The organism is Kitasatospora sp. NPDC093558, assembly GCF_040683475.1.
GTDB lineage: Bacteria > Actinomycetota > Actinomycetes > Streptomycetales > Streptomycetaceae > Kitasatospora.
Genome location: NZ_JBFBDY010000759.1, coordinates 1 through 2,720, shown reverse-complemented (window position 1 = coordinate 2,720; position 2,720 = coordinate 1). Strand labels below are relative to the sequence as shown.

The window sequence follows — 2,720 nt, the reverse complement described above, 5'->3', positions numbered from 1 at the left end:
CCACCCGCTCCCTGCGCGTGTCCGGCGAGCGCGGCCCGGTGCGTGCGCTCGGCGTCCTGCGCGCGGCCGTGCGCCTCGGCGGCGTGCTCGCGCAGCCGCAGCGCCGACTCCACGCCGACGGCCGCCTGCGCCGCCGCCAGACGCTGCCGGTCGCGTGCCGCCTGCGGCTCGAACTCGGCGAGCCGGTCGGCCCGTTGGCGGGCCTGCCGGTGGCGGTGCTGGCGCCCGGCCAGCTCCTCGGCGGCCTCGCGTTCGCTCTGGGCCTCCCGGTGGGCCGACTCGGCGCCCGCGAGGGCGGCGTCCGCGACGGCCTGCTGCTCGGCTGCGCCCGAGCGCAGGATCGCTGCCCACCCGAGCACGCCCGCCGTGAGGTCGGCGTGGTCGTCATCGGTGGGGACCCATGCGTCGGCGGTCTCGGCGCCGGGGCCGGCCGCCTGTTCGGCCTTGCTGGCGAGGTCGCGCAACCGGCGCCGCCCGGCCTGGACGGCCGCTTCCTGGGCCCGCCGCTGCTCCGCCAGCCACGCCTCGACGTGCTGGAACCGCTCGGTGTCGAACAGCCGCCGCAGCAGCTTGCCGCGCTCCTCCGAGTCCGCCTTCAGGAAGCGCGCGAAGTCGCCCTGGGGCAGCAGGACGACCTGGCAGAACTGGTCGCGGTTCATGCCGACGAGCCGGTGGATCTCCTCCCCGGCCTCCTGGTGCGACTTGCTGAGCGCACGCCAGCCCGGGGTGCCGTCGCCGCAGTCCGCCGCCCATTCGCGCAGCAGGGTCTGCGCCCGCTCGACCGTCGTCCCGCTGCCGACCTTCTTCGGCCGCCGCTGCTCCGGCAGCCGCGTGATCTGCAGTCGCCGCCCGCCGATCGTCAGCTCCAGCCGCACCTCGGTGAGGCGGCTGGGGTCGGCGTGGTCGCTGCGCAGGCGGCTGGCCCTGCGGGTGCCCGGCACGTCGCCGTAGAGGGCGAAGCAGACCGCGTCCAGCACGCTGCTCTTGCCCGCGCCCGTCGAGCCGCGCAGGAGGAACAGCCCGCCGGCGGCGAGCGCGTCGAAGTCCACCGTCTCGGCGCCCGCGAAGGGGCCGAAGGCGGTGACGGTGAGCCGGTGCAGCCTCATCGGGGCAGGTCCGCCTTCCGCTCGGCGCTCTCCCGCACGCTCTCGAACCCGGCCTGCAGCCAGTCGAGTTCGTCGTCGTCCGGATCGGCGCCCGGGCGCACGTGCCGCAGGAAGCCCTCCGCGATCTCCAGGTCCGCCCGTCCGCCGACCCGGGCCGCGTACGACCGGGAGGGCTCCGCGGTCGTCTCCTCGGGGTCGAACATCAGCTGCAGGGTGTGCGGGAAGCGGCGGCGCAGCCGCTCCATCGGCTCGCTCGGGCGGGCCGCGTCGGTCAGGGTGGCCTGCACCCACGACTGCTCTTGCTCCGCGTACTTCTCGTCGGTGAGCAGCGCGTCGAGCGTGTCGCGCAGGGTGGCCAGCGGGCGCGGTCGCGGACAGTCGACGCGCTCGGCGGTGACGCTGCCGTCGGCCGCGAGGTCGACCAGCCACATGGTCTTTCGCTGCTGCGCCTCGGAGAAGGAGTAGGCGAGCGGGGAGCCGCTGTAGCGCAGGTGGGGGGCGAGCGTCTGACAGCCGTGCAGGTGGCCGAGCGCGGCGTAGTGCACGCCGTCGAACACCGAGGCGGGCACGGCCGCGACGCCGCCGACCGCGATGTCCCGCTCGCTGTCGCTCGGCGCGCCGCCGGTGACGAAGGCGTGCGCCAGGACCACCGCGCGCGTGTCCTCCGGCCGAGCCGCGAGGTCCTCGCGCACCCGGTCCATCGCGGCGCCGAGCACCGCCGCGTGCCCGCCGCGCTCCAGCCCGAAGCCCTCGCGCACGAGCGTCGGCTCCAGGTACGGCAGCCCGTAGACGGCCACCGGGCCGTGCTCGTCCGCCAGCAGCACCGGGACGGCGCACTCGCCCGGATCGGTGCGCAGGTGGATCCCGGCCCGCCCGATCAGGCCGGCGCCGACCCCGAGACGGCGCGCCGAGTCGTGGTTGCCGCTGATGAACACCGTCGGCACGCCGAGCGCGGCCAGCCGGTGCAGCACGTCGTCGAACAGCGCGACCGCCTCCAGGCCGGGCAGCGCCCGGTCGTACACGTCCCCGGCGACCAGCACGGCGTCGACGCGCTGCTCCTCGACGACCGCCACCAGGTGGTCGAGGAACGCGCGCTGGGCGTCGTGGAGGCTCTCCCGGTGGAACGAGCGCCCCAGGTGCCAGTCGGAGGTATGCAGCAGTCGCATGGTCCCCGACCCTAACCTCCGGCACCGACAATCCCGGCCGGAACTGTGGACCCGGACGCCCCGGAGCGGTGTGACCGGTCGCGCACGGCCGATTGTCAGTGACGGTGTGTATGTTCCTCGTCGCGGACGGTCGCGTCCGTGACCGGTCGGCGTGACCGGTCGGAGAGGTCCGGAGAGGGCCGGGGACGGCCGGAGAGAGGAGCACGGCATGTCGGTGCGGGTTCTGGTGTCGGGGATGGTCCGCGGGCGGTGCTCGCGGTCGCTCGCGGGGATGCTCTCGGGAGCGTGTGGTGCGTGGAAGGCGCGCGGGTGGTCGCGAGCGCGCCCCTCCGTAGCGCGGGGGAACCGTTCCGGTGGGGACGCTCCCCGGGCGGGCGGACCTCGCGGGAGCGGGCCCCGGGCGAACGCGCCCGGGCGGGGTGGCGCAGGGCCGGGCGGGGTCGGGGGC

The 2,720-nt window shown here is 76.0% G+C and carries 2 protein-coding genes; both read right to left on the bottom strand.

The features are described from left to right. Positions 1 to 1,106, bottom strand: a 1,106-nt coding sequence (locus tag AB0O00_RS34800; RefSeq protein ID WP_363658678.1) for an SMC family ATPase, incomplete at its 3' end; no start/stop codon positions are given. Then, complete coding sequence (locus AB0O00_RS34795) at positions 1,103 to 2,272, bottom strand: exonuclease SbcCD subunit D (protein WP_363658676.1); 1,170 nt, start codon at positions 2,270 to 2,272, stop codon at positions 1,103 to 1,105. The genes AB0O00_RS34795 and AB0O00_RS34800, both read right to left, overlap by 4 nt. Positions 2,273 to 2,720 lie beyond the last annotated feature (448 nt).

Coding starts and splice junctions, on each gene's coding strand:
- AB0O00_RS34795 (WP_363658676.1), bottom strand. CDS start 2,272: ATGCGACTGCTGCATACCTCCGACTGGCACCTGGGGCGCTCGTTCCAC.